The organism is Faecalimonas sp. (assembly GCA_029264305.1).
Lineage (GTDB): Bacteria > Bacillota > Clostridia > Lachnospirales > Lachnospiraceae > Faecalimonas.
Window position 1 is genome coordinate 50,628 of record JARICA010000021.1, and the last position, 20,206, is coordinate 70,833.

Here is a 20,206-nt window from a genome sequence, read left to right on the forward strand (position 1 = left end):
AGTGTTGCAGAAAACTTTAGCAAAAGCAAAGTCTGTGGCAATAGGAGGACATATGAGACCCGATGGAGATTGTGTTGGGTCTTGTATGGCAATGTATCAATATATATGTACATGGTATCCGGAAATACGGGTAGATGTTTACTTAGAAGAAATACCAAACAGTTTTCGATTTATTGAGGCGACTCAAAAAATTTCTCATGAAATTAAAGATACAACATATGATTTATTTATTTCACTTGATTGTGGTGATGAAGGACGTTTGGGATTTTCGGCTCCATTATTTAAAAATGCAAGAGAAACATTTTGTGTAGATCATCATGTGAGTAATTCTTCTTTTGGAAAAAATAATTATATTAAGCCGGACGCTAGTTCTACTTGCGAATTAGTATTTGAACTTATGGAAGAAGAAAAAATTACAAAGCAAATTGCGGAGTGTTTATATTTAGGAATTGTGCATGATACAGGTGTATTTCAGTATTCGTGCACATCTCCAGAGACAATGATAGTAGCGTCAAAATTAATGGCAAAAGGAATTGATTATTCAAAAATTATTCATGACACATATTATGAAAAAACATATGTGCAGAATCAAATTTTAGGAAGAGCTCTTCTTGAAAGTGTTTTATTTATGGAGAGAAAGTGTATTGTGTCAGTGATTGATAAAAAAATCATGGATTTTTATGGTGCTACTTCAAAAGACTTAGAAGGAATTGTAAGCCAGCTAAGATTGACAAGTGGAGTAAATGTTGCTGTATTCTTGTATGAGTTGCAACCACATGAATTTAAAATCAGCCTTCGGTCGGACGATACTGTTGATGTAAGCAAAGTGGCAGGATATTTTGGTGGCGGAGGACATAGAAAGGCAGCAGGTCTTACTTTAAGAGGAACAGCCCATGATGTAATTAACAATATTGCAAAGCAGATAGAATTACAATTGCAGAAAAAATAGGAGCATAAATATGATACATGGTGTTTTAAATGTATATAAAGAAAAAGGCTATACGTCTCATGATGTTGTTGCAAAGTTAAGAGGAATTGTGGGACAGAAAAAAATAGGTCATACAGGAACACTTGATCCAGACGCAACGGGTGTTCTTCCAGTATGCCTAGGGAAAGCGACAAAACTTTGCGATATGTTAACAGACAAAAATAAAACATATGAAACAGTATTATTGTTGGGACAAGTAACGGATACTCAAGACATAAGCGGAAGTGTACTTGAAAGAAAAAATACAGACTATTTAATGGAAGAACAAGTAAGAGAAGTTATTGAGAAATTTGTTGGAGTATATGAGCAAATTCCACCGATGTATTCAGCACTAAAAGTGAATGGAAAAAAATTGTATGAGCTTGCGAGACAAGGAATAGAAATAGAAAGAAAAGCAAGACAAGTACAGATCTATAAAATACATATAAAGGAAATAGATTTGCCAAGAGTAAAAATGGAAGTTACTTGTTCTAAAGGGACTTATATAAGAACATTGTGCCATGATATAGGGCAGAAACTGCAATGTGGAGGTTGCATGGAAAATTTGATTCGAACAAGAGTTAGTTCTTTTCGTATAGAGGATAGTTTTTCTTTAGGACAGATTGCACAGTTTCAAGATGAAAATAGGTTAAAAGAAATTCTTGTTCCGATAGATAAGATGTTTTTGCAGTACAAGAAAATAGTCGTTCAAGGGAAAGCTGCTTCGCTTGTGTATAATGGCAATCCGTTTTTTAGAAGACAGGTGGAAACAATCGAGGAATTGTCAGAAGGGGAACTCGTAAGAGTGTATGATGATCAAGATAAATTTATCGCAATTTTTGTTTATAATGAAGAAAAAGAAATGTTTAAACTTGTTAAAATGTTTTTTGATAAAGGTGAATAGATATGCAGTATATAAGAGGGATAGAAAATTATACTTGTACAAATCCTACTGCGATTACATTAGGAAAATTTGATGGTTTGCATAAAGGGCATCAGAAGTTGATTGAACAAGTGGAGAAATATGCAGATGAACAAATAAAAAGCGTTGTTTTTTCATTTGATATGCTTCCTTTTTTTGAGGAGATGGGGAAGCAAAAACATATACTAATGACGAAAAAAGAAAAATGTTTGCATTTGGAAAATAGAGTAGATTATTTGGTTGAATGTCCCTTTGTGGAACAAATTTATACAATGGAAGCAGAAACGTTTATCGAGGAAATATTAATAAGAAAATTTCATGCAAAGTATGTAGTTGTAGGTACGGATTTTCGCTTTGGATATCAAAAGAAGGGCGATATTAATTTATTAGAAAAATATCAACAGAAGTATGGATATAAGCTTATTGTAATAGAAAAAGAAAAGTATGCAGGACGAGAAATAAGTAGTACTTTTATTAAAGAAGAGGTTCGAAAAGGACATATGGAAAGGGTTCAAGAACTTTTAGGGTATCCGTACACAATAGACGGGATAGTTGAATTTGGGGAACAATTAGGAAGAAAGATAGGTTTTCCGACAATGAATATCATTCCTGTTAAAGAAAAACTTCTTGTTCCAAATGGGGTATATGCAAGTAGCGTGATTTTAGAAGGAAAAAAATATAAAGGGATAAGCAATGTTGGATGTAAACCGACAGTTTCGGATAAAGGCGTGAACTTGGTAGAAACATTTTTGTTTGATTATACTGGAAATGCATATGGAAAAGAAATTCAAGTTGAATTATATAAATTTATCCGTAGAGAAAAGGTCTTTCCTTCAGTAGCGGAATTAAAAGAGCAGATGTGTTTAGATATTCAAGAAGCAGAAGTAATCTTAAAAAAATAGTTTACATATAGAAATAAATATGTTATACTAATCAAGTATGAAATAAGCCGATGTTCAGTAAATGGAAACTCCAACCTTTACTTAATATTAGGCGTTAAATTAGAAAAATAGGAGGAATTAAGTCAATGATAGCAAAAGACAAAAAACAAGCAATCATCGCTGAATATGGCAGAACAGAAGGAGATACAGGTTCACCAGAAGTTCAGGTAGCTATTTTAACAGCAAGAATTAACGAATTAACAGAACACTTCAAAGTGAATCCAAAAGATCACCACTCAAGAAGAGGACTTCTTAAAATGGTAGGTCAGAGAAGAGGATTACTTGCTTATTTAAAGAAAACAGATATTGAAAGATATCGTTCTTTAATTGAAAGATTAGGATTAAGAAAATAATCTAAACCAAATTATTGGAAAACATATAGACACACAACACAACAAATCATGACCACCCGTCCAACGGGTGGTTTGTTCTAGGGCTATAAGCCCTTGTTACTAGGTCAGCGTCGCAAGGCGCTGGCTTTTTCTTTCGGCTATGGGGATTCTGTTTACACAGCCTTCCCACACCTCCGTTCAAGCTATATTGCTCTTGGCTCGTTGCTACTCCTTAAGGGGTAGTGTTACTACTGGGCATTCCCCCTAAAAAGGGTCTTCATATTTTTTTGCACTTAATTTATCCATTGCAATATCATGCTTTTCCTGTTTTTTGAATATATTTTTTATTGTTGCCTCATTTAATCCGACTGTACTAACATAATATCCCTCCGTTATCTTCAGCGGAATACTTACTAACATATGAATATGATTTGGCATTAGATGGTCTTCAATTATTTCAACACCTTTATTATAACTACATAATTGTTTTATAATATCTCTGATGTTCACTTTATATTGATTGTAAATTACTTTTCGTCTATATTTTGGTGTGAAGATGATATGATATTTGCACATCCATTTTGTATGTGCGAGTGAATATTCTTTCTTCGACATAAATTACCTTTCCTTTTTTGTCAGATGCTCTACAAACTATCATAAACATTCAATCCCCAAATTTCTCCACAGCTTCACCAATACTCACTATGCTTCACTTTCTCTCATATATTCTTTACGAATTTATTTGATCTCGCAAAGGATAAATCATACACCCTCGTCTGTGTGATTATTAAGCCACTCAATTGCTGCCCTGTGTTCCTGTCTAGCTTTTCTTACCAGCCATATGACCAAGTCAGCATCTTTACCAGATGTATATGTAATCAACTTTCCTAAATGATCATGATCAGTTTCTTTAAGCTGATTTTCTATAATAATTCTTCTGCCACCATACTATATTCTGTTTTGTTTTCATATGGCACATTTCTATGTTCTACAAAAGAAACTACATTGTCCTTATTGTTCTCGTTAATTTTTCTATGTAATAAATAAAATTTTTATTTTATTGTTATAATATTATAATTTAGAAACGGAAAAATACATTGCTTTATACCCATTAAGATTATATAATGATATTATAAAAAGTTTAATAAATCATTAAAAAGTACACATTTGTTAGTCTTAGCGAAAGAAAGATAATTAAGCGATCAATTAAAACAAGAAAGGCTCTTAAAAAATAGTTTGAATGGAGGAAATGTTATGAAAGATCAAAAGTTGTGGAAAGAAAGAAAAAAGGATATCTATATCCTCATTGGTATGGTGATTTGTTCTGGAATTTTGGCATATTTTTTCCGAGATTTATTTTCAAAACGGTTTGAAGCACCTTTTGTATGGATATGGTGTCTAGTTATGTTAGAACCTATTTTTGTTGCTTATTCGGAAAGCAGAGACAATGATGAATTTGTGACAGGAAAGACACAGACTCTTGGAGTAGTCAATAGCTTTACTACAGCCACTGTTGTGCTTGCTATTATGGCGAAGTGGTTTATAAGTTGGCTGATTATCTCAGTTGTAGTTGCAATCTGTATGTTTGCGGCAAGAGAACTGGGACGAAAAAAGCGTAGAAAATTACAAGAAAATTATTTGATGAAGAAAGGCGTACTCCTCACAGACCTACATAATTATGGAATAGCATCCATCAACGGGAGAAGTGTCAAAGTGTGTTCTAAGAAGGAGTTGCAGGAAGGAACAGAGATAGTTATATCAGAGGTCAAAGGGAAATATTTATATGTAGAAGAAGTATAAGTGTTTGGAAAATCTTAATAAAAACCTAAAAACTAGAAAGAAAAGAACAAAAATAATAGGTTCTAGTTCTAGTGAGGGGCGCTCGAATCATAAGTGCACTCTTACCTTTTAGATATCCCATAAATGAAGATACGCTTATCTTCGGCGGAATACTTACTAACATATGAATATGATTTGGCATCAGATGGTCTTCAATTATTTCAACATCTTTATAACTACATAATTGTTTTATAATATCTCTGATGTCCACTTTATATTGATTATAAATTACTTTTCGTCTATACTTTGGTGTGAAGACGATATGATATTTGCACATCCATTTTGTATGTGCAAGTGAATATTCTTTCTTCGACATAAATTACCTTTCCTTTCTACAATATAGCCTGAACAACTTTATTGTACACGGAAAGGTGATTTTTTTGTATAACACAATAGCGGGCGAAACAGACTCAAGTTCATATTTAAAGAAGCGGTATTCCGCTTCTTTTTTTGTAAAGAAAGCGGAGAATAAGTGACTTTTTTTAGTTGTTGTGGTAAAATGAAAAGGCATTTGTTTTAGGAGGCTAAGAATATGGAATATAGAAGGATAAAAAATACGATTATCGCAAGAATTGATAAGAACGAAGAAATATTAGAACAGGTAAAAATATTAGCTTTAGAAGAAAATATACAATTGGCAAGTGTACAGGCATTGGGAGCAATTAAAGATTTTACAGTTGGTGCTTTACAGACGAAAGAAAAAGAATATAAATCGAATCGTTTTCAAGGAGATTTTGAAATCGTTTCCCTTATAGGAACAATTAACACAATGAATAGTGAGTTCTATACACACCTTCATCTAAGTGCTGGGAATGAAAGAGGAGAAGTTTTTGGTGGACATTTAAATAGAGCGATTGTCAGTGCTACTTGTGAGATGGTTATACAGATTATTGATGGACAAGTGGATAGAAAATTTGATGGAGATACAGGACTAAATTTGTTTAACTTTTAGACAAATAGACAGGGGTGCTCTAGTGAAAAAATATATAAACATCATTTTAAAAAAAATAAAAGAAAAAAAGGTAATATCTATAATGTGTTTGATTTATGTTATAGTTATTTTATTCGTTTTTTTTGATGCAAGATTGTATAAGACTCCTATAGTAAAAATTACAGAAATTCGAACGGAGGAAAAAGAAAAAGAAGAGGGAACAAGAGGGGGAGAAGAAATACATTACAGACAGTTTTTAAAAGGAATTGTCTTGAATGGTGAATATAAAAAAGAAAGAATACAATTGAAAAATGAATATGCTGAATCAGAAGTGACCTCTCAAAAATACAAAAAATATGACAGAGTATTTGTGGAAATAAGAGAAAAATCAAATGCACTATCAGGAAATATAAAAGGATTAAAAAGAGATACAGGAGTTGCAGCCCTACTTGGGCTAATGATTTTATTGTTGCTTGTTATAACAAAAAAGCAAGGGCTTCGAACAATTTTTACGGTAGTTGTAAATATTAGTATTTATATGATTGGGTTTGCATTTTTTCTAAATGGAAAAGATATATTGAAAATATGCAATATTATGGTAATTGCCTTTTCGATAGGAACACTCCTTTTATTAAACGGAGTAAATAAAAGAACTGTGGCATCAATACTTTCTACGCTTTGTGTCTTGGCAGTGATTATGGGGATTTTTCATCTTGTCATGAATAATTTAGGAGAAACAGATTATGCATCAATGGAATATTTAGGAAGTTTAGATAATCCTTCAGAATTATTTGAAGCGGAAGTGATGCTTGCGGGATTAGGTGCGATTATGGATGTAACAGCGACCATTTCGGCTACATTGGGAGAATTAGTAAGAAAAAGACCTTCGATTCGATGGAAAGAACTATTTCACTCTGGAAGAGAGGTCGGTTATGATATTATGGGGACGATGATTAGTGTTTTATTATTTACCTTTGGTTGTGGACTAATTCCTACATTTCTTATTAGAATGAACAATGAGATTTCCTTTCTTACTATAGTTAAACTAAATATTCCATTTGAAATTTGTAGGTTTCTTATAGAAAGTATAGGGATTGTTATTGCTATTCCAATTTCTATTTTTGTATCGGCTTCTCTGCTGAAAATGAAAAAAAGAAGGGGGGCGATATCATGATAGGAATTTTGGCAATAATACTGTTCGTTCTCATACTTATTGTAGGTGGAGAGAGAGGCGCAACTTCTATAATGGCTCTTGCTGGAAATGTTGTTGCGTTGATGTTTGCTATTATTTTGTTAGCAAGAGGATATTCCCCATTTCTTATTTTGTTTTTAGCGACAATCGCAATTAGTTGCATTTCTCTTTTTGGACAAAATGGAAAGAATGTAAAGACAAAAGCTGCCTTTGTGTCTGTGATTATTGTAATGTTTTTGATTACGATTTGTATTTATTTTGTCTTATGGAAAGATAGTGGAGCTGGTTTAAATGAAATCCAGTCTATACAAGAAGATGTTATGTATTATTACAATGTAAATATAGAAATCAGTATGATGCAAATAGCAGTTTCTGTTACAATACTAAGTGCATTAGGAGCGGCAATTGATACAGCTCTTTCTGTAACTTCAGCAGTACATGAGGTGGCATTCCATAAAAAGAATTTAACACAAAAGGAACTTTTTCGTTCTGGTATACAAGTTGGAAAAGAAATTATTGGAACAACAGTAAATACATTATTATTCGCGTATTTAGGAGAATCTCTTTTGTTATTTGCTTATTTAAAAAGAGAAAAGTTCCCTTTAGAATTAATTGTAAATTCTAAATTTCTATTTCAAGAACTTTCTGTTATGTTGTTTGGGGCCATTACTTGTTTGCTTATTGTTCCAGTTTCGGCATATTTTGTTTCGCATTATCTTGCAAATAAAGTTTAAAGGTTTCTTAAGATTGACTTATTTTCTTTATCCTAAGTGGAAAATTTGCTATAATAGATAGATGTTAGGCGAATGTGAGGAGATATATGAGAAAAAGAATACAAAGATGTATTGAAAAAATACTACCTGTGGATAGGTTTTTGATACTTATTTTTGCTTTTACGTTTAATAGTATAGTGTATAGCGGATCAAGAATGATTGCAGGCGATTGGCATCATTATATATTGACAAGCCATTTAGATGAAAAGATACCACTTATTCCAGAAAGTTTACTGATTTATTTTGGGTGTTATATTTTTTGGATACTTAATTATCTTATTATTGCAAAACAAGATGAAGAAAAAGCATATCAGTTTTTTTTGGCGGATATGATTTCAAGAATTATTTGTTTCTTGTTTTTTATTCTTTTTCCGACAACGAATATTCGTCCTGATATTTCAGGGGAAGGAATATGGAATGTAGGAATGAGATTTTTGTATCAAGTAGATGCAGCGGATAATTTGTTTCCATCGATTCATTGTTTAGTAAGTTGGTTTTGTTATATTGGAATACGAGGAGAAAAGAAAATTTCAAAATGGTATCGATGGACTTCGTGTATTATAGCAATTTTGGTGTTCGTTTCTACGTTAACAACAAAGCAACATGTAATTATTGATGTGCTTGCTGGTATTGTTATTGCTGAAATAACATTATGGTTTACAAAGCATACAAGATTTTATGTGAAATATATGCATTTTTGGAAAGGAATGAGCAATAAAATTTTTAAAATGGGAGGAAAAGGGGAATGAAAAATGTAAAGAAGAATGTATTTAATCTTATATTTCTATTTCTCGTATTCGGTTTGACCATTTATGGTGTGTTTAAGGGAGAAGATATTACACAAGTGATTCGAGTGATTAGGAATGCGCGGTTTGAGTTTATTCTTTTTGGCATAATATGTGTTATCCTGTTCATTTGGGGAGAATCGATTATCATTTATTATTTGATGCATTCATTATCTATTCAATTGAAAAAGTGGAAATGTTTTCTTTTTTCATCGGTAGGTTTCTTTTTTAGTTGTATTACGCCATCTGCGAGTGGAGGACAGCCAATGCAAATCTATTACATGAAAAAAGAAAGAATTCCAATACCGGTATCTACATTGGTATTGATGATTGTAACTATTACATATAAAATGGTACTTGTACTTATTGGTGTGTTTCTTCTTTTGCTAGGAAGAGGGTTTGTTAAGGAATATTTAACTGGAATACTTCCAGTATTTTACTTGGGAGTAAGTTTAAATGTGATGTGCGTGACTTTTATGCTTATTCTTGTGTTTCATCCTGTCCTTGCGAAAGCGATTATGAAAAAGGGGCTTCGATTGCTTGAAAAATTACATATTTTAAAGCATAAAGAAGAACGTATGATACAATTAGAAAATTCTATGAATTTGTATAATGACACTGCTAAATATTTAAAAAGTCATGTGCAAGTAATGTTGAATGTACTTTTAATTACATTTTTACAACGTATCGCATTGTTTTTAACAACATACTTTGTCTACTGTGCATTTGGACTTTCAGGAAAAGGAATTGTTGAGATTGTTTTGTTGCAAGCAGTTATTTCGATAGCAGTAGATATGCTTCCACTTCCGGGTGGGATGGGAATCAGTGAAAAATTATTTTTGATTATTTTTGTTCCAATATTTAGTCCAGCATTTTTATTGCCTGGAATGATTTTGAGCAGGGGATTAGGCTATTACGCACAATTATTTATTAGTGCAATTATGACGGTTGTTGCACAATTTACATTAGGAAAAAGAAAAGAAATGATAGAGTAAAGAGGGAAGAATGATGATAGGATTTTATAACTATTCAGTAATTTTAACATATATCGGACTTATCTCATCCATTATGGGAATGATATTTACGGTAAATGGACATTATAAATTGGCAATATTTTGTTTAGCATTTTCGGGATTATGCGATATGTTTGATGGAAAAATTGCAAGAGCAATGAAAAATAGAACTGATGATGAAAAAAAATTTGGAATACAAATAGATTCACTTTGTGATGTGGTATGTTTCGGGGCTTTTCCGGTTATATTATGCTATTGCCTAGGACTAAAAGATATATTTGGAATTGCGATTTTAGCATTTTATGGTACGGCATCGGTTATTCGTTTAGGATATTTTAATGTTATGGAAGAAAAGAGACAACAAGAAACTTCCGAAGCTAGGAAATATTATGAAGGATTGCCAATAACAACAATGGCGATTATTTTGCCAATTATTTATTTGTTGAAACCTTGTATGGCAGGATATTTTGTGCTCATCTTACATATCATTGTATTTGTTGTGGGATTTTTACTTATTTTGCGTTTCCAATTAAAAAAACCTGGTAATAAAGTTTTAGCTATTATTGTTGCTATTGTAGCATTGGCAGTATTGAAGGTTACACATATTATTTAGTGGGGAATCAAATGAAATATAGAGATAGAGATGGAAAAATAAAAGGAAAGAATGACTTTCAAGATAAATTATTAAAAGGGTTATATGGGAGTACAATTGGTAGAGTACTGGTGAAATGCTTGACAGTTCCGCTTGTGTCAGAAGTTGGCGGGAAAATTTTAGATAGTTCTTTATCAAGAGTATTGATTGCTCCTTTTGTAAAATTAAATCATATTGATTTATCATTATGTGAAAAAAATAAATTTGAATCATATAATGAGTTTTTTAAAAGGAAATTTAAAGCAGAAGCAAGAAAAATAAATATGGATGAAAATACATTTATTAGCCCATGTGATGCGAAACTTACGGTTTATCCAATAAGTAATCAAAGTCGCTTTTGTATTAAACATACTTCATATACCGTAGAAGAACTTTTGAAAAATGCGACATTGGCAAAAAAATATGAAGAAGGCTACGCTTGGATTTTTCGACTGTCGGTGGAAGATTATCATCGCTATTGCTATGTGGCTGAAGGAAAAAAATCAAAGAATATTAGAATAAATGGTGTTTTTCACACAGTGAATCCAGTGGCAAATGATGTGTACCCAATTTATAAAGAGAACACAAGAGAATATTCTTTGTTAAAGACAAAGAAATTTGGCACTATTTTAATGATGGAAGTTGGAGCACTGTTAGTTGGGAAAATTGAGAACCATCATGAAGAAGCGCAAGTAAAAAGAGGGGAAGAAAAAGGAAATTTTGCTTTTGGAGGTTCAACAATTATATTGTTAACGCAAAAAGACAAAGTACAAGTTGATGAGGACATTTTGAAGAATACAGAATGTGCGTATGAAACATTAGTTAAAATGGGAGAAGGAATAGGAGTGCGAAAAGATGTATAAAGAAACAGCGAAAGAATTATTATCATTTATTGAAAGAAGTTACAGTTGTTTTCATTTGATTCAAAATATGAAAGAGGAATTAAATGAAAATGGTTTTGAAGAATTATATGAATCTCAAGAGTGGAATTTAAAATGTGGAGGGAAATATTACGTATCAAGGAACGAATCATCATTAATTGCTTTTCAGATTCCAAAAGAAAATTATGTTGGTTTTCAAATAATGGCTAGTCATAGTGATTTTCCTACTTTTAAGATTAAAGAAAATCCAGAAATTTCTGTAGAAAATCAATACACAAAACTAAATGTGGAAAAGTATGGTGGTATGCTTTGTGCACCATGGTTTGATCGTCCGTTATCTGTAGCTGGAAGAATTCTTGTACGTGGAGAAAACGAAATTAAAACAAAACTTGTTAATGTGGATAGGGATTTAGTGATGATTCCTAATCTTGCAATTCATATGAACAGAGAAGTGAATGATGGATATAAATATAATGCACAAACAGATATGCTGCCTCTTTATAGTAATATAACAGAAGAAAATAGTTTTATGTCGGTTATCGCAGAATATGCAGAAGTAGAAAAAGAAGATATTTTAGGAAGTGACTTATATTTATATAATCGTATGAAAGGAAGTATTTGGGGTGCGAATGAAGAATTTATTTCCTCGCCAAAATTAGATGATACACAGTGCGCATTTGCATCATTAAAAGGATTTTTGCAAGCAAAAAATCAAAAAGCTGTAAGTGTTCATTGTGTTTTAGATAATGAAGAAGTCGGAAGCGGAACAAAACAAGGTGCAGCATCAACATTTTTAAAAGATACTTTAGGACGCATTAATCGCGGATTAGGCAAAACGGAAGATGAGTATTTGAGAGCGTTGGCAAATAGCTTTATGATTTCGGCTGATAATGCTCATGGTGTACATCCTAATCATAGTGATAAGACTGATTTAACAAATCGTCCATATTTAAACAACGGGATTGTTATTAAATATAGTGCTAATCAAAAATATACAACAGATGCGGTTTCTGCTGCAGTTTTTAAAACAATTTGTGACAAAGCAGAAGTGCCATATCAGAATTTTGTGAATAGATCAGATATGCTAGGAGGCTCTACTCTTGGTAATATTTCTAATACACAAGTTGCTGTAAATACAGTAGATATTGGAATAGCACAACTTGCAATGCATTCCCCATATGAAACTTGTGGAATAAAAGACACATATTATTTGATTGAAGTGGCAAAAGAGTTCTATAAATCAGTAGTTATTTCAGATGGAAATGGAAATTTCCATATTGAGCAAGCATAATTAAAAGGTGTCATTCAAGTATGGGTGGCACCTTTTGTTTCATTTTTGTACTTGTAGAAAGGAAAAAACTTATGCTATAATAAACTTATTGAAAGAAAAAACAAAGGCGAGGAGAAACAGATGAAAAGAGTGTTGTTAAAGCTAAGTGGTGAAGCACTAGCAGGAGATAAAAAAACAGGATTTGACGAAGCAACTTGTATCGGTGTTGCTAACCAAGTAAAACAATTAGTTGATTCAGGAGTACAAGTGGCCATTGTGACAGGTGGAGGAAATTTTTGGAGAGGAAGAACAAGTGAAACAATCGACAGAACAAAAGCGGATCAGATTGGTATGCTTGCAACTGTAATGAATTGTATTTATGTGTCGGATATTTTTAGACACGTTGGAATGCAAACAGAAGTATTTACACCGTTTGTATGTGGAGCATTTACAAGTTTATTTTCTAAAGATGCTGCAGTGGAAGCGTTAAACAATGGAAAAGTTATCTTTTTTGCAGGTGGAACAGGGCATCCATATTTTTCAACAGATACAGGTGCTGTTCTTCGTGCGATTGAAATTGAGGCAGATGCAATGCTTTTAGCAAAAGCAATTGATGGTATTTATGATAGTGATCCAAAATTAAATCCAGATGCAAAGAAATATGATGAGATTTCTATTCAGGAAACAATTGATAAACGTTTAGCAGCAGTAGATTTAACAGCATCTATCCTATGTATGGAAAATAAGATGCCAATGCTTGTGTTTGGTTTAAATGAAGAAAATAGTATTGTAGAGTCGATGACAGGAACTTTTAAAGGAACGAAAGTGACTGTATAGTAGATAGTAAGAAGAAAGTAGAGGACAGATTATATGAATGAGAGAATAAAAATATTTGATGAAAAGATGACAAAATCTTATAATAGTTTAGTGAATGAGTTGGCTACAATTCGTGCAGGTCGTGCGAATCCACATGTACTAGATAAATTAACAGTTGATTATTATGGAGTGCCAACACCGATTCAACAAGCAGCAAATATTTCTGTACCTGAAGCACGTATGATTCAGATTCAGCCATGGGAAAAATCTATGGTTAAGGAGATTGAAAAAGCGATACTTATGTCTGATATAGGGATTAATCCAACGAATGATGGAAGTACAATTCGTCTTGTTTTCCCTGAACTTACAGAAGAAAGAAGAAAAGAACTTGTAAAAGATGTAAAGAAAAAGGGAGAACAAGCTAAAGTTGCTGTTCGTAATATTCGTCGTGATGGGAATGATACATTTAAAAAGTTAAAGGGAACAGAAGTTTCGGAAGATGAAATTAAAGACTTAGAAGATGAATTACAGAAATTAACAGATAGATATGTTAAAGATATCGATAAAACAATCGAAGAAAAATCGAAAGAAATTATGACTGTATAAAAAGGAATTCATTTTTTAGGAAGAATAAGAGGGGTGCATATTGTGCCCCTCTTTGTATGAATGGAACTATTGGAGGAAAGAATATGAACGTACCAAAACATATTGCAATCATTTTAGATGGAAATGGACGTTGGGCGAAAGCAAAAGGAATGCCAAGAAATTATGGACATGTGCAAGGAAGCAAGAACGTTGAGAGAATATGTGAGGAAGCATATAAATTAGGAGTTAAATATTTGACAGTATATGCATTTTCTACTGAGAATTGGAGTAGACCAAAAGAAGAAGTAGATGCTTTGATGAAATTATTGCGTAACTATATGAAAACTTGTTTAAAGACGGCAGAGAAGAATCATATGAAAATCCGCGTTTTAGGTGATAAAACGGGGGTGGATGAAGATATTCGAATGCGTATTGATGAATTGGAAAAAGCGACTGTTAATAATGATGGATTGAATTTTCAAATTGCGTTAAACTATGGAAGTAGAGACGAAATGGTTCGTGCTATGAAGAAGATGGTGACAGACTGTAAGACAGGAAAATTAGAAGTAGAAGATATTTCAGAAAAAGTGTTCGAGACTTATTTAGACACACATGATATTCCAGATCCGGATTTGCTTATACGCACAAGTGGAGAATTACGTTTATCAAATTATTTATTGTGGCAATTAGCATATACAGAATTTTATTTTACAGATGTTTTATGGCCTGATTTTACGAAAAAGGAATTAGAAAAGGCCATCTTGCATTATAATAATAGAGATAGACGTTTCGGTGGAACAAAGGAGGAAAAATAATGTTTAAAACAAGATTGTTAAGTGGAATTGTCCTTGTAATACTTGCGTTAGTTATAGTTATAACGGGGCAAGATTTATTGTTTGGTGTTCTACTTCTCATTAGTTTGATTGGTATGAGCGAACTATATAAAGTGGTAAATGCACATAAAAGTTTTCTTGGACTTGTGGGATATTTGGCTGGAATTATGTATTATATTTGCATACGATTTGGAAGTAAAGAACAAATAGTGCCTCTTGTGATAGCTTTTCTTGTTCTACTAATGGCTGTATATGTGTTTTCTTTTCCAAAATATGTGGCACAACAGGTTATGTTTATATTTTTCGGACTTTTTTATGTAGCAATGATGCTTTCTTATGTGTATCAGACACGAATGCTTTCACAGGGAGTTTTTCTTGTTTGGTTGATTTTCCTTTGTTCGTGGGGAAGTGATACTTGTGCATATTGTGTGGGAATGCTAATTGGTAAGCATAAGATGGCACCAAAGTTAAGTCCGAAGAAATCAATAGAAGGAGGTATAGGTGGAATTCTTGGAGCTGCATTGTTAGGGGCAGTATATGCATTAGCAATTAATAAATTTGCAACAGGAGCAGACGCTAATATTCTTCATTATGCCATTATTTGTGGAGTTGGATCTATCATTTCTCAAGTAGGGGATTTAGCAGCTTCTGCAATTAAGAGAAATTATGATATTAAGGATTACGGGAAATTAATCCCAGGTCATGGTGGTATTTTGGATCGATTTGACAGTGTGATTTTTACAGCACCAATTATTTATTACTTATCGGTTATTTTAATGAAATAAATGAGGAAATAAAATGAAAAAAATAGCAATTTTAGGTTCAACGGGTTCGATAGGAACACAAACATTAGAAGTTGTCAGAGAAAATAAAGATATTGAAGTAGTAGGGATGGCAGCTGGGAATAATATTGATTTATTAGAAAAGCAAATTCGAGAATTTTCTCCAAAAATTGTAGCGGTTTGGTCTGAAGAAAAAGCGAAAGAACTGCGTGTGAAAATTTCAGATTTATCGGTAAAAGTTGTATCAGGGATGGATGGATTGATTGAGATAGCGGTTTTACCAGAAACAGAGATTTTGGTGACAGCGATTGTAGGTATGATTGGGATACGTCCAACAATAGCAGCAATTGAGGCTGGCAAAGATATTGCATTAGCAAATAAAGAAACACTTGTAACAGCTGGACATATTATTATGCCATTGGCAAAAAAACACGGAGTATCTATTCTTCCTGTAGATAGTGAACATAGTGCTATTTTTCAATCACTTCAAGGGAATGACGGAAAATCTATTCATAAAATTCTCCTAACTGCTTCAGGAGGACCATTTAGAGGAAGAAAAAGAGAAGATTTGGAAAATATTCAGGTGGAAGATGCACTTAAACATCCAAATTGGGAAATGGGTAGAAAGATTACTATTGATTCTTCTACTTTAGTAAATAAAGGATTGGAAGTGATCGAAGCAAAATGGCTATTTGATGTTGAAATGGAACAGATAGAAGTAGTTGTTCAGCCACAAAGTATTATTCATTCTATGGTAGAATATGTAGATGGAGCTATTATTGCAGAACTGGGAACGCCAGATATGAAATTGCCAATTCAGTATGCGTTATATTATCCAGAAAGAAGATATTTGCCAGGAGAAAGATTGGATTTCAAACAGTTGTCACAAATTACATTTGAAGAACCCGATATGGAAACATTTTACGGACTCCGCCTTGCATATGAAGCTGGAAATGTGGGTGGTTCATTACCTACAGTATTTAATGCTGCGAATGAATTAGCTGTTTGCAAATTCTTGAATAGGGAAATCCGTTATTTAGAAATACCAGAAATTATTGAAAAATGTATGAGGAATCATAAAAATATTATGAATCCATCTGTTGAAGAAATATTAGAAACAGAACAAGAAGTATATAAGCAGATAGAAAGCAGGTGGTAAAGGTATGGGAATAATTCTCGCACTATTATTATTTAGTTTTATTGTATTTTTCCATGAACTTGGCCATTTTCTCTTGGCGAGAAAAAATGGAGTTTATGTTGAAGAATTTTGTATAGGAATGGGGCCTACCATTGTCAGTAAAAAAGGAAAAGAAACAAAATATTCTATCAAACTACTACCAATAGGTGGTGCATGTATGATGGGAGAAGATGATGTTGAAAATACAGATGAGAGAAGTTTTAATAATAAATCTGTTTGGGCAAGGATTTCAGTGATTGCAGCTGGTCCAATTTTTAATTTTATTTTAGCATTTATTTTATCTGTAATTATTGTTGGTTGGGTAGGTTATGATAAGGCAGAGATAGGGAGTGTTATTCCGAATTCAGCAGCACAGGAAGCTGGATTGCAAAAAGGTGATGTGATAACAGAAATTAATGGAAAAAATATTCATTTATTTAGAGAACTTTCTGTGTACAATCAATTTCATCAAGGAGAAAAAACGACTCTTGAATATAGGCGTAATGGAAAGACGTATGAGACTACATTAACTCCAAAAAAGAATGAGCAAGGACAATATTTAATTGGAGTTACACAAGGAAAATATAAAAAGGCAAATGCCTTTACAGCATTACAATACGGTGTATACGAGGTTAAATATTGGATTGAAACGACATTACAAAGTTTGAAGATGTTATTTACAGGGAAAATAGGAATGGATCAATTATCTGGTCCGGTAGGTATTGTAGATGTGGTTGGAGATGCTTATGAGGCGAATAAAGCCTATGGAGCTTCTTCTGTGATTTTTTCTTTAATTAACTTATCAATTTTACTTTCGGCGAATTTAGGAGTGATGAATTTACTTCCTTTGCCAGCATTAGATGGTGGAAGATTAGTCTTTTTATTTGCAGAGGCGATAAGAGGCAAACGTGTTCCACCAGAAAAGGAAGGTATGGTACATTTTGCTGGTCTAATGCTTCTTTTTGGTTTGATGATTTTTGTTTTATTTAATGATATTAAGAGGTTGCTATAAATGATAAAAATGCAGAGATATGATAAGAGGTCATATCCCTGCATTTTTTTATGTTAATTCAGCTATACGAGATACACCGACATATATTTGGGAGATTTTATACCATGTAGGATAGTCGGTAATTCCTGTACTGGATAAGCCAAAAATAGATTGAAATTTTTTGACGGCATTTGTAGTTTCTGGACCGTAGATACCGTCTACATTTATTTTAGGAAGTGCAGGATAAGCATCGGAAATCACATTTAACTGTTCTTGTAGTTGTCGAACTTTATCACCAGAAGTACCGTTTTCTAAATCATAACCTGGCCATGAAGACGGAATACCGGATATTTCCTGAGCTGTATTTATATAAATATTGTCACCATAATAATATCGTAGAATTTCTATAGGGGAATACCCTTGTTCGCCAAGTGATAAAGATCCCCATTGAGTCAACCAATTTGGACAAGTAACTTGACGACCATCGCAATATTGTGTAAGAATTGGTTGGCGAACATTCGGACGCGAAAGGTAATTTGCAAAAATATCGTCAACAACACCAGAAATAGTATCATAGATGTTTCGATTTGGAATCCATTTATGATCAAAGGCTGTGGAAGAAGTGATTGTAAAATCATACCCTTTATTCCGATACCACTCTGTGTAGACACGATTTAATGTAAAAGACATAATAGCAAGTATATTTGCTTGGATAGTAGAAATAGGCCATGTAGCATATATTTCGCTAGAAGCGACATTTTTAATATAATCTCGATAGCGGACATAGTAATTTTTAGCAGTACTATCTCTTGGAGAGCCGTCATGTACAACGATAAATTCAGGAATTACAACACGACTAAGTACAATTTCTCCTGTTTCATCTATAGGTTTAATTTCATCTTCAGAAATTTTAGGTGGGTATTCTTCGTAAAGTGTATGCCCTGAAATCACATAAATATCTTGCTTTGGTGTACTTGTATCCAATGGTTTTAAAGCAACATTTTGTATGGCCTTTACTGATGGAAGTAGTTCTGCTCCAGCGATATTCATTGTTTCATATCCAGGAGCGCTAATTTGAAAAGTGTATTCAGAATAAGGTTGTAATTCTATAGAAGGATTTAAGCTATATTCTAAAGGGGGAGTGTCTAATTCGATTGTCTCGGTTTGGCCAGAGGAATCTGTAGTTAATTGTTCCAACTGGTTATTTGGAACACCGGTATAATAAATACTGATTGTTGCATCTGAAATTGGATAGGAAGTAATAGCAGAGGTAATATTTAGTTGAAGGGTACCTTTATCGATAGTATCGTTTTGCATTACATGAGAAGAACACATAAATACCTCGTGATATTTTTTACAATATATATATGTTTGAATAAAATAAATGTGAATTTACATTTTAAAATAAAATAAAGAAAAAAATAAAAACAAATAAAAGAAAAGTATTGACAATTTAATTTTTGATGATATAATAACAGTATACAAAATAAATAAAACAAATAGCAGATATCACTCAACTGATAATCTAATATTTATTTTATTTATGAAAAATATAATCTACGGAAAGGTTATATTCTTATTAGACATCTAATGATGATATACAATATTGAAATGTCAATTTTAAAAATGTAATAATCAAATTAGAGAGTTAATAAGGGAAAATTATGAAAGGAAGGTACAGACCACCAAAAAGGTAAAACAGAATGATTGAAGTGTTTAAGTAAAATGGCTATTGATTAGATAGATTAATTAATAGCCATTTTACATTGTGTAAAAATAAGTTTTATTTTATACTATACTTTATATATAATATTCGGCAGAAAAGAGGGAAGAAAATGTATAAATTACTCATTGTAGAGGATGATATGATGATTGCTAAAATTTTAGAGAACCATTTAGAAAAATGGGGTTATAAGATTAAATGTATTACTGATTTTGAAAAAGTGTATCAAGAATTTTGGGATTTTTCCCCTCATTTAGTATTGATGGATATTTCATTGCCATTTTTTAATGGCTTTCATTGGTGTGGTGAGATTAGAAAAGTATCAAAGGTACCGATGATTTTTATTTCTTCTGCTTCGGATAATATGAATATTGTTATGGCGATTAATATGGGTGCGGACGACTTTATTGAAAAACCATTTGATTTAAATGTAATTACGGCTAAAATTCAAGCTCTTTTAAGAAGAACATATACGTTTCAAGGAAGTGTAAATGTAATAGAACATAAAGGGGTAGTTTTGAATTTGAATGATGCGAGTGTATCCTATGAAGAAAAGAGGTTAGAATTAACTAAGAATGACTATAAGATTTTACAAATTCTCTTAGAAAAGGTAGGAGAAATAGTTTCTAGGGAAGAAATGATGGTGCATTTATGGGAAAACGAAGAATTTATAGATGATAATACGTTGACTGTTAATGTAACAAGGCTTCGAAAAAAGATGGAAACAATTGGAATTAAAGGATTCATTGTTACCAAGAAAGGAATAGGATATATGATTCCATGATGAAGTTGGTGCTGTCGTATATAAAGGAGAAAAGAAAG

Annotated in this window: 23 protein-coding genes; 20 read left to right on the forward strand and 3 right to left on the reverse strand. The window is 32.5% G+C overall.

Annotation, left to right across the window (positions count from 1 at the left end; translation table 11 throughout):
* Position 1 precedes the first annotated feature (1 nt).
* The 4 genes from ACY2U7_RS07740 to rpsO all read left to right on the forward strand — a co-directional run bounded on the left by ACY2U7_RS07740 (position 2) and on the right by rpsO (position 3,183).
* A complete protein-coding gene (locus ACY2U7_RS07740) occupies positions 2-949 on the forward strand; it encodes a DHH family phosphoesterase (RefSeq protein ID WP_461812968.1) in 948 nt (315 codons plus the stop codon).
* A 10-nt stretch (positions 950-959) separates the two neighbouring features.
* Positions 960-1,871 carry a tRNA pseudouridine(55) synthase TruB gene (truB, locus tag ACY2U7_RS07745; RefSeq protein WP_461816175.1) on the forward strand — a complete coding sequence of 304 codons (912 nt, stop codon included), beginning with the start codon at positions 960-962 and terminating at the stop codon, positions 1,869-1,871.
* Between the two features lie 2 nt (positions 1,872-1,873).
* The gene (locus tag ACY2U7_RS07750; protein WP_461812966.1) at positions 1,874-2,791 is read left to right on the forward strand and encodes a bifunctional riboflavin kinase/FAD synthetase; all 918 of its coding nucleotides are present in this window, start codon (positions 1,874-1,876) and stop codon (positions 2,789-2,791) included.
* A 125-nt stretch (positions 2,792-2,916) separates the two neighbouring features.
* Complete coding sequence (rpsO, locus tag ACY2U7_RS07755) at positions 2,917-3,183, forward strand: 30S ribosomal protein S15 (protein WP_461810658.1); 267 nt, start codon at positions 2,917-2,919, stop codon at positions 3,181-3,183.
* Between the two features lie 243 nt (positions 3,184-3,426).
* On the opposite strand, the gene tnpA (ACY2U7_RS07760) is transcribed toward rpsO, so the two are convergent.
* A complete protein-coding gene (gene tnpA, locus ACY2U7_RS07760) occupies positions 3,427-3,777 on the reverse strand; it encodes an IS200/IS605 family transposase (RefSeq protein ID WP_461816176.1) in 351 nt (116 codons plus the stop codon).
* A gap of 639 nt (positions 3,778-4,416) precedes the next feature.
* On the opposite strand from tnpA (ACY2U7_RS07760), the gene ACY2U7_RS07765 reads away from it, so the two are divergent.
* Complete coding sequence (locus tag ACY2U7_RS07765) at positions 4,417-4,962, forward strand: hypothetical protein (RefSeq protein ID WP_461816177.1); 546 nt, start codon at positions 4,417-4,419, stop codon at positions 4,960-4,962.
* A gap of 25 nt (positions 4,963-4,987) precedes the next feature.
* On the opposite strand, the gene tnpA (ACY2U7_RS07770) is transcribed toward ACY2U7_RS07765, so the two are convergent.
* Positions 4,988-5,317, reverse strand: coding sequence for an IS200/IS605 family transposase (gene tnpA, locus ACY2U7_RS07770; protein ID WP_461816178.1), 330 nt, complete (start codon positions 5,315-5,317; stop codon positions 4,988-4,990).
* A gap of 216 nt (positions 5,318-5,533) precedes the next feature.
* On the opposite strand from tnpA (ACY2U7_RS07770), the gene ACY2U7_RS07775 reads away from it, so the two are divergent.
* The 14 genes from ACY2U7_RS07775 (at position 5,534) to rseP (ending at position 17,682) form a co-directional block, all read left to right on the forward strand.
* Positions 5,534-5,953 carry a PPC domain-containing DNA-binding protein gene (locus tag ACY2U7_RS07775; protein ID WP_461812965.1) on the forward strand — a complete coding sequence of 140 codons (420 nt, stop codon included), beginning with the start codon at positions 5,534-5,536 and terminating at the stop codon, positions 5,951-5,953.
* Between the two features lie 82 nt (positions 5,954-6,035).
* The gene (locus ACY2U7_RS07780; protein ID WP_461812964.1) at positions 6,036-7,106 is read left to right on the forward strand and encodes a YibE/F family protein; all 1,071 of its coding nucleotides are present in this window, start codon (positions 6,036-6,038) and stop codon (positions 7,104-7,106) included.
* The gene (locus ACY2U7_RS07785) at positions 7,103-7,858 is read left to right on the forward strand and encodes a YibE/F family protein (RefSeq protein WP_461812963.1); all 756 of its coding nucleotides are present in this window, start codon (positions 7,103-7,105) and stop codon (positions 7,856-7,858) included. Before ACY2U7_RS07780 ends, ACY2U7_RS07785 begins: the two co-directional genes overlap by 4 nt.
* Positions 7,859-7,944: 86 nt before the next feature.
* Complete coding sequence (locus tag ACY2U7_RS07790) at positions 7,945-8,646, forward strand: phosphatase PAP2 family protein (protein WP_461812962.1); 702 nt, start codon at positions 7,945-7,947, stop codon at positions 8,644-8,646.
* Positions 8,643-9,677, forward strand: coding sequence for a lysylphosphatidylglycerol synthase transmembrane domain-containing protein (locus ACY2U7_RS07795; protein ID WP_461812961.1), 1,035 nt, complete (start codon positions 8,643-8,645; stop codon positions 9,675-9,677). The genes ACY2U7_RS07790 and ACY2U7_RS07795 overlap by 4 nt, the downstream gene beginning before the upstream one ends.
* Positions 9,678-9,690: 13 nt before the next feature.
* Positions 9,691-10,308, forward strand: coding sequence for a CDP-alcohol phosphatidyltransferase family protein (locus ACY2U7_RS07800; RefSeq protein WP_461813002.1), 618 nt, complete (start codon positions 9,691-9,693; stop codon positions 10,306-10,308).
* An 11-nt stretch (positions 10,309-10,319) separates the two neighbouring features.
* On the forward strand, positions 10,320-11,189 hold the full coding sequence (locus ACY2U7_RS07805) for a phosphatidylserine decarboxylase (protein WP_461816179.1): 870 nt from the start codon (positions 10,320-10,322) through the stop codon (positions 11,187-11,189).
* Complete coding sequence (locus tag ACY2U7_RS07810) at positions 11,182-12,498, forward strand: M18 family aminopeptidase (protein ID WP_461812959.1); 1,317 nt, start codon at positions 11,182-11,184, stop codon at positions 12,496-12,498. Before ACY2U7_RS07805 ends, ACY2U7_RS07810 begins: the two co-directional genes overlap by 8 nt.
* Positions 12,499-12,618: 120 nt before the next feature.
* A complete protein-coding gene (gene pyrH / locus ACY2U7_RS07815) occupies positions 12,619-13,314 on the forward strand; it encodes a UMP kinase (protein WP_461816180.1) in 696 nt (231 codons plus the stop codon).
* 33 nt (positions 13,315-13,347) lie between these two features.
* Positions 13,348-13,899: a ribosome recycling factor gene (gene frr, locus ACY2U7_RS07820; RefSeq protein ID WP_461816181.1), complete on the forward strand. Its 552-nt coding sequence runs from the start codon at positions 13,348-13,350 to the stop codon at positions 13,897-13,899.
* An 83-nt stretch (positions 13,900-13,982) separates the two neighbouring features.
* Positions 13,983-14,693, forward strand: a complete 711-nt coding sequence (gene uppS, locus ACY2U7_RS07825) for an undecaprenyl pyrophosphate synthase (RefSeq protein WP_461816182.1) — start codon at positions 13,983-13,985, stop codon at positions 14,691-14,693.
* Positions 14,693-15,496: a phosphatidate cytidylyltransferase gene (locus tag ACY2U7_RS07830; RefSeq protein WP_461816183.1), complete on the forward strand. Its 804-nt coding sequence runs from the start codon at positions 14,693-14,695 to the stop codon at positions 15,494-15,496. Before uppS ends, ACY2U7_RS07830 begins: the two co-directional genes overlap by 1 nt.
* A 13-nt stretch (positions 15,497-15,509) precedes the next feature.
* A complete protein-coding gene (locus ACY2U7_RS07835; protein WP_461812874.1) occupies positions 15,510-16,652 on the forward strand; it encodes a 1-deoxy-D-xylulose-5-phosphate reductoisomerase in 1,143 nt (380 codons plus the stop codon).
* Between the two features lie 4 nt (positions 16,653-16,656).
* Complete coding sequence (gene rseP / locus ACY2U7_RS07840) at positions 16,657-17,682, forward strand: RIP metalloprotease RseP (protein WP_461812873.1); 1,026 nt, start codon at positions 16,657-16,659, stop codon at positions 17,680-17,682.
* 48 nt (positions 17,683-17,730) lie between these two features.
* Here rseP and ACY2U7_RS07845 read toward each other — a convergent pair whose 3' ends face one another.
* A complete protein-coding gene (locus tag ACY2U7_RS07845) occupies positions 17,731-18,996 on the reverse strand; it encodes a peptidoglycan-binding protein (RefSeq protein ID WP_461816184.1) in 1,266 nt (421 codons plus the stop codon).
* A gap of 500 nt (positions 18,997-19,496) precedes the next feature.
* On the opposite strand from ACY2U7_RS07845, the gene ACY2U7_RS07850 reads away from it, so the two are divergent.
* Positions 19,497-20,168: a response regulator transcription factor gene (locus ACY2U7_RS07850; protein ID WP_461816185.1), complete on the forward strand. Its 672-nt coding sequence runs from the start codon at positions 19,497-19,499 to the stop codon at positions 20,166-20,168.
* The last annotated feature ends 38 nt before the right edge of the window (positions 20,169-20,206 follow it).

Bases quoted from the DNA above. Each gene is read 5' to 3' on its own strand.
- truB (WP_461816175.1), top strand. From the start codon at position 960: ATGATACATGGTGTTTTAAATGTATATAAAGAAAAAGGCTATACGTCT.
- ACY2U7_RS07750 (WP_461812966.1), top strand. From the start codon at position 1,874: ATGCAGTATATAAGAGGGATAGAAAATTATACTTGTACAAATCCTACT.
- rpsO (WP_461810658.1), top strand. From the start codon at position 2,917: ATGATAGCAAAAGACAAAAAACAAGCAATCATCGCTGAATATGGCAGA.
- tnpA (WP_461816176.1), bottom strand. From the start codon at position 3,777: ATGTCGAAGAAAGAATATTCACTCGCACATACAAAATGGATGTGCAAA.
- ACY2U7_RS07765 (WP_461816177.1), top strand. From the start codon at position 4,417: ATGAAAGATCAAAAGTTGTGGAAAGAAAGAAAAAAGGATATCTATATC.
- tnpA (WP_461816178.1), bottom strand. From the start codon at position 5,317: ATGTCGAAGAAAGAATATTCACTTGCACATACAAAATGGATGTGCAAA.
- ACY2U7_RS07775 (WP_461812965.1), top strand. From the start codon at position 5,534: ATGGAATATAGAAGGATAAAAAATACGATTATCGCAAGAATTGATAAG.
- ACY2U7_RS07780 (WP_461812964.1), top strand. From the start codon at position 6,036: ATGTGTTTGATTTATGTTATAGTTATTTTATTCGTTTTTTTTGATGCA.
- ACY2U7_RS07785 (WP_461812963.1), top strand. From the start codon at position 7,103: ATGATAGGAATTTTGGCAATAATACTGTTCGTTCTCATACTTATTGTA.
- ACY2U7_RS07790 (WP_461812962.1), top strand. From the start codon at position 7,945: ATGAGAAAAAGAATACAAAGATGTATTGAAAAAATACTACCTGTGGAT.
- ACY2U7_RS07795 (WP_461812961.1), top strand. From the start codon at position 8,643: ATGAAAAATGTAAAGAAGAATGTATTTAATCTTATATTTCTATTTCTC.
- ACY2U7_RS07800 (WP_461813002.1), top strand. From the start codon at position 9,691: ATGATAGGATTTTATAACTATTCAGTAATTTTAACATATATCGGACTT.
- ACY2U7_RS07805 (WP_461816179.1), top strand. From the start codon at position 10,320: ATGAAATATAGAGATAGAGATGGAAAAATAAAAGGAAAGAATGACTTT.
- ACY2U7_RS07810 (WP_461812959.1), top strand. From the start codon at position 11,182: ATGTATAAAGAAACAGCGAAAGAATTATTATCATTTATTGAAAGAAGT.
- pyrH (WP_461816180.1), top strand. From the start codon at position 12,619: ATGAAAAGAGTGTTGTTAAAGCTAAGTGGTGAAGCACTAGCAGGAGAT.
- frr (WP_461816181.1), top strand. From the start codon at position 13,348: ATGAATGAGAGAATAAAAATATTTGATGAAAAGATGACAAAATCTTAT.
- uppS (WP_461816182.1), top strand. From the start codon at position 13,983: ATGAACGTACCAAAACATATTGCAATCATTTTAGATGGAAATGGACGT.
- ACY2U7_RS07830 (WP_461816183.1), top strand. From the start codon at position 14,693: ATGTTTAAAACAAGATTGTTAAGTGGAATTGTCCTTGTAATACTTGCG.
- ACY2U7_RS07835 (WP_461812874.1), top strand. From the start codon at position 15,510: ATGAAAAAAATAGCAATTTTAGGTTCAACGGGTTCGATAGGAACACAA.
- rseP (WP_461812873.1), top strand. From the start codon at position 16,657: ATGGGAATAATTCTCGCACTATTATTATTTAGTTTTATTGTATTTTTC.
- ACY2U7_RS07845 (WP_461816184.1), bottom strand. From the start codon at position 18,996: ATGTGTTCTTCTCATGTAATGCAAAACGATACTATCGATAAAGGTACC.
- ACY2U7_RS07850 (WP_461816185.1), top strand. From the start codon at position 19,497: ATGTATAAATTACTCATTGTAGAGGATGATATGATGATTGCTAAAATT.